Genomic DNA, 5,403 nt, shown 5'->3' with positions numbered 1-5,403 from the left:
ACCTGCGCGGGGAAGGGGGTGACGCCGACTCCGGCGCCGGTGGCCAGGAGGCCGACTGTTGCAACTGCCGCCAGTGCGGCTCTCAGCGGTTTCAAAGTGAGATTCTCCTCGATCTCTGTGCCCGCCAACCTGGTCGGCCCGTGACAGCGGCTCGCTTAGGACAGCTCGGCATTGTCTTAACTGCGTTAATGCATCTCAACCTAATTCCCTGCCGCGGAAATTGAAACTGAAAAGTTACCGGCTAGATAAGCTTCTCCGCTTTCATCACCCCGTCATCAGACGTCAGAAGAGCACCCCGTCCCTTGCGGGCCCGTCCGCTCATCACCTCCTCAGGTGAAAACGGGTGGTGTACTGCGGAAACTAAGGGGAGGGCGGCCCGACTCAGCGCAGTGTCATGTTGGTGGCCCTGCTCAGCTCAACCTCACGTGAGCACAAGCCTTTGGCTATACATGTGCTGAATCACAACAGGCGCACCCCCGCTCAGGGGGTGCGCCTGTGAGAAGACAGGTGCAGGTCAGCGACCGGTGCCGGCGTAGACGATCGCCTCCGAATCGCCGCCGAGCTCGAAACGCTCATGGAGGGCACGGGCGGCCACATCGAGGTCCGCCTCGCGGGTGAGCACCGAGATGCGGATCTCCGAGGTGGAGATGAGCTCGATGTTGACGTTCGCGTCGCGCAACGCCTCCGCGAAATCGGCGGTGACTCCCGGGTGGGACTTCATGCCGGCTCCGACGAGGGAGACCTTGCCCACCTGGTCGTCGTAAAGCACATTCGACCAGCCGCTGGTGGACTGCATCTTCTTCAGCAGCTCCATGGCGCGGGGGCCGTCGGCACGCGGGCACGTGAAGGTGATGTCGGTGGTGCCGTCGTCGAGGGAGGAGACGTTCTGCAGCACCATGTCGATGTTGATCTCGGCGTCGGCGACAGCACGGAAGACGGTAGCGGCCTCACCCGGCTTGTCGGGGATGCCCAGGATGGTGACCTTGGCCTCGGACTTGTCGGTAGCGACGCCGGTGAGAACTGCTTCTTCCACGGGAATATCCTCCATCGAACCGGCGATCAGGGTGCCGGGGTCATTGCTGTAAGACGAGCGAACTCGCAGGGGAACGTTGAACGCGCGCGCGTACTCCACGGCGCGCAGGACCAGGATCTTTGAACCGACGGCCGCCAGCTCGAGCATCTCCTCGAAGGAGAGCCGCTCCAGCTTCTGGGCGTTGGGCACGATGCGCGGATCGGCGGTGTACACACCGTCGACGTCCGAGTAGATCTCGCACACATCCGCCTTAAGGGCGGCCGCCAGGGCGACGGCCGTGGTGTCGGAACCACCGCGGCCGAGGGTGGTCACATCGCGGGTGTCCTTGTTCACACCCTGGAAACCGGCGACGATGCAGATCTTGCCCGCATCGAGGGCCTCCCGGACACGCCCCGGGGTGACGTCGACGATGCGCGCGTTGCCGTGGCGCTCGGTGGTGAGCACGCCGGCCTGGGAGCCGGTGAAGGACTGCGCCTCCGCCCCCAGCGAGGCGATGGCCATGGCCACCAGGGCATTGGAGATACGCTCACCGGCGGTGAGGAGCATGTCCATTTCGCGGGCCGGCGGGACCGGGTTGACCTGGGCAGCCAGATCGAGGAGCTCGTCGGTGGTGTCGCCCATAGCGGAACACACGACGACCACCTCATTGCCGGCCTTCTTCGTGGCGACGATCCGTTCGGCGACCGCGCGGATACGCTCCGCGGTCTCCAGGGAGGAGCCTCCATATTTCTGAACGATCAGAGCCACCGTGTCGGCCGCCTTTCGTCTCGGGTGCCAAAGTTCTGCTTCATCGTACCTGCAGGCCCCGCCGCCCGAGTACTTAAGTGGGCGCCTCGCCCTGCGATGACTGACACATTCACTAAGGTTGTGTGGGTGCACAACAACCTGCTGGCTGTGCTGTTCGCGCTGGCCTCCGCCCTCACCATCGCGTGGGGCACTGTGGTGCGCCACCGAATAGCCGGGCAGGCCCCCGCCGATGGCTCACTGAAAGGCTCCCCTTTCTGGAACGCCATCTCCCGTCCCCTGTGGTGGGCCGGCACCGGCACCGCGCTTTTGGGCTACGGTCTGCAGGTGGTCGCCCTGGGATTCGGCACCCTGCTGGTCGTCCAGCCCATTCTCGTTCTGTCGCTGATGTTCACCCTGCCCCTGGCCGCGAAGTACGACGGACGGCGCATCTCCACCCACGAGTTGTTCTGGGCGGGCACCCTCACCATCGGCGTCGCGGTGCTGGTCATGCTGGGGCGGCCGCTCCCCGGCGAACCCCAGCCGCCGCTCGAGCGCTGGCTCCCCGCCCTCATCATCGGCGCGGTGGTGCTCATCACCATCGAACGGGTGGCCCAGCGACTGGTCCGCCGCGGCAAGGCGTTGCTCCTGGGAATCGTCACCGGCGCGCTGTTCGGTTACGTCGCGGTGTTGAGCAAGGCCTTCGTGGACATCTTCGTCCACGGTGGTCTCTGGGCGATCATCACCAACTGGGAGACCTACGGCCTCATCCTCGGCGCCACCCTGGGCACCATCGTCCAGCAGTACTCCTTCAACGCCGGCGCCCTGAAGAACTCCCTCCCGGCGATGACGATCTCCGAGCCCATCGTCGCCTTCTCCCTGGGGTATCTGGTCCTGGGGGAGACGTTCCAGGTGTCCACCATCACCGGCTGGCTGTTCATGCTGGCGGCGTTCATCGCCATGGTGGCGGCGACGGTGGTGCTCTCCCGCAAGGGTGTCAGCTAGATGGCCCACTCGAACACGGCCAGCATGTAGGCCGAGTACCAGGCCCCGAAGCCCACCCAGGCCGTGCATCCCAGGATGCTGGCCCACCCAGGGAGCTTATCGACGCCCCGGAGCACCCACGGCAGCAGCAGAATCACCGCCGGCAGCAGCAGGCGCGGGCGGGAGTGCATGATGCCGTCGGACAGCAGCACGGTGGCCATGAGGATCGCGCAGAACCACCACACCTGCGCGGGCACCCTGCCCCATGCCGCCACCAGGGACACCACCGCCGCCACCATCACCGCCACCGTGAGGAGGTATCCGAGGTCAGTCGCGGCGGTGAGCACCTCCCACATCCACCGCACGGTGGCGGATCCGGCGTCGAAACCGGAGTGCCAGCCCTGCGCCTGGATGCCGAAGTAGCCGCCGGCGTCCCGGGTGTGCCAGTTCGCCCAGGCCAGGTATCCGAGCAGCGCCCACGGCGTCAGCGCCAGGCAACCCCAGGCCCGCCACTCCCGGCGTGCCCACCGCACCACCACCATGCCGAACACCACCATCAACGCCACCGCCGTGATGCGGGTGGCACCGAGCACCAGGATGAGTCCGGCCGCCCAGCCCCACCGACGGTCGATGAGGGCCACGAGCGCCCAAAAGGCCAGCGCCCCGAACAGGGCCTCGGTGTAGGGCATGGAGAAGGTGATGGACATCGGGGCCGAGGACACGACCACGCCGGCGGCCGCCTGTGCCCCACGGCCCGCGCCCATGCGCTGGGCCAGGGCCATGACCCCGGCGGTCATGGCCACGCCCGATATCGCGCTGAGCAGGGCCGCCGCCATGGCGTAGTCGAGTCCGGTGAGCGTGTTCACTACGCGCACGAGGAAGGGATATCCGGGGAAGAACGCCATGGTGCGGTGGTGCACCGGGACATCCGTGGCGATGGGCGCGTCAAAGTACCCGTATTCCGCGATCGCCAGATAGTACTGCGCGTCCCACGTGGTCAGCAGACCGGAGGAGGTCTCACCGTTGGACCGTGCGAGAAACCCCAGGACCATCACCCGGAACGCGGCACCCACGAGAAAGATGAGGGCGGCGTCACCGAGTCTGCGAAACCGGTGGTGGGCGATGGACACGGCGCCATCCTAGCCGGACCACCCCACGCCCCTTCCCCGTCCGCGGGTTGCCGACCTGTTACCCGAGGGTCTAGAGTGGCCCCTGGTTCATTATCAATCTACTGGAAGTGAGATTCCCATGGATAACCTCGAGGCTTTCGGCGACGCTCTGTCCTCCGTCGTCACCGATGACATCTTCGGCGGCATCGTCGACACCATCAAGAACTTCTTCGGCGCTTTCGAGCTGCTGTCCTCCAACGGCACCTCTGAGGCCTAAGCTCTTCTGAGCTGATCCCACCCGCCCACCGGTTCGCGCCGGTCGGGCGGGTGTGGCATGTCCGGGGTGTGTTCCGGAATTCGCTCCCTCAGGCAGCACGGCGCCCGTACCATTGAAGGTGACACAGCTGTCTACAGAAAGGAGCAGTCCATGCTTCACGGTTCCGCGGAGTTTGTCGACTGGATCGTCAGCCCCTTCACCTTCTTCTTCACCTGGGTGCAGTGGCCGTTCGAGGTCGTCAGCTCTCACTTCTAAGAGAAGCCGACAGCGCCCCCGGTATGCAGCGCCCCTGCATACCGGGGGTTTCCTCATTCCCTCCCCGAGCCGTTTCTGTGAAGACGAGGATTCCTGACAATATTTTCCCAGGCAAAATTCATAACGCCAGAAGATTGCATCCATAGCGTGAGTGGTGTCCAGTTCACCACGAGATTTAAGGATTATCACCATGGCAGACTTCAGCTCCTTCGCCAGCTCCTGGGTTACCTCCCCGTTTGAGTTCCTTTACCTTTGGCTCAAGTCCCCGTTCGTCTTCCTGTCTTCCCAGTTCTAGGTCGCGGACACCTCCGACTCCACCCCTGCCTGTCCTCCCCACGGAGGGCGTGGGCAGGGGTTTCGCACTTCTTCACAGTTGTGCGTTGCACACGGTGACCCGGTGTGTAGACTTCACAACATGTTCTCCCGCGCGAACCTCCTTCTTCTTCGCCGCGGCGGGTCCCAGGTCCACTAGAGAAGCGACCGGCACCCCGTCGCGGAGTGTGGTGTTGCCGGTTGCTGCTCCCGCTGAACATCCCGATTCATCAGCGGTGAGACCACCCGGGCTACTACAGTGAAGGCCGTTGTCGGCCCCTGGTAGCCCAGCTCACGACCCGAAAAGGAAACTCCGATGTCACCGAAAGACTCCTTCATCTCCGCCCCCTCCGAGATCCGCACCCCCGACGGACCGCGCGCGGAGGGTCAGCCCTCCTGGAACAAGCAGCGCAACTCCTCCATGCCGGTACACCGCTACCGCCCCTTCGCCGAGGAGGTCGAGGACATCGTCCTGCCGGACCGCACCTGGCCGGACAAGAAGATCACCGTCGCCCCCCAGTGGTGCGCCGTGGACCTGCGTGACGGCAACCAGGCGCTCATCGACCCGATGAGCCCGGAGCGTAAGCGCCGCATGTTCAACCTGCTGGTGCAGATGGGCTTCAAGGAGATCGAGGTCGGCTTCCCCTCCGCCTCGCAGACGGACTTCGACTTCGTGCGCGAGATCATCGAGAAGGACATGATCCCGGAGG

Annotated in this window: 4 protein-coding genes and 1 pseudogene; 3 read left to right on the top strand and 2 right to left on the bottom strand. The window is 64.9% G+C overall.

Going from position 1 to position 5,403, the window contains the following annotated elements; genetic code table 11:
* Positions 1–514: 514 nt before the first annotated feature.
* A complete protein-coding gene (locus tag Q4F73_RS11175; RefSeq protein ID WP_303359422.1) occupies positions 515–1,780 on the bottom strand; it encodes an aspartate kinase in 1,266 nt (421 codons plus the stop codon).
* Positions 1,781–1,906: 126 nt separating this feature from the next.
* Between Q4F73_RS11175 and Q4F73_RS11170 the strand changes: the two genes are divergently transcribed.
* A complete protein-coding gene (locus Q4F73_RS11170; protein ID WP_303359421.1) occupies positions 1,907–2,761 on the top strand; it encodes a DMT family transporter in 855 nt (284 codons plus the stop codon).
* Here Q4F73_RS11170 and Q4F73_RS11165 read toward each other — a convergent pair.
* The gene (locus Q4F73_RS11165) at positions 2,758–3,870 is read right to left on the bottom strand and encodes a hypothetical protein (protein WP_303359420.1); all 1,113 of its coding nucleotides are present in this window, start codon (positions 3,868–3,870) and stop codon (positions 2,758–2,760) included. The genes Q4F73_RS11170 and Q4F73_RS11165 overlap by 4 nt on opposite strands.
* 118 nt (positions 3,871–3,988) lie before the next feature.
* Here Q4F73_RS11165 and Q4F73_RS11160 point away from each other — a divergent pair, with 118 nt between their 5' ends.
* Entirely contained in the window at positions 3,989–4,126 is a 138-nt protein-coding gene (locus Q4F73_RS11160; RefSeq protein WP_303359419.1) for a hypothetical protein, read from the top strand.
* A gap of 883 nt (positions 4,127–5,009) precedes the next feature.
* Positions 5,010–5,403: pseudogene (locus Q4F73_RS11155) on the top strand (2-isopropylmalate synthase); the annotation flags it as partial.

The organism is Corynebacterium sp. (assembly GCF_030535495.1).
In the GTDB taxonomy this organism is placed as follows: domain Bacteria; phylum Actinomycetota; class Actinomycetes; order Mycobacteriales; family Mycobacteriaceae; genus Corynebacterium.
Note: the sequence above shows the minus strand (reverse complement) of the source record. Positions and strands in the feature narration are given on the sequence as shown.

Coding starts and splice junctions, on each gene's coding strand:
- Q4F73_RS11160 (WP_303359419.1), top strand. CDS start 3,989: ATGGATAACCTCGAGGCTTTCGGCGACGCTCTGTCCTCCGTCGTCACC.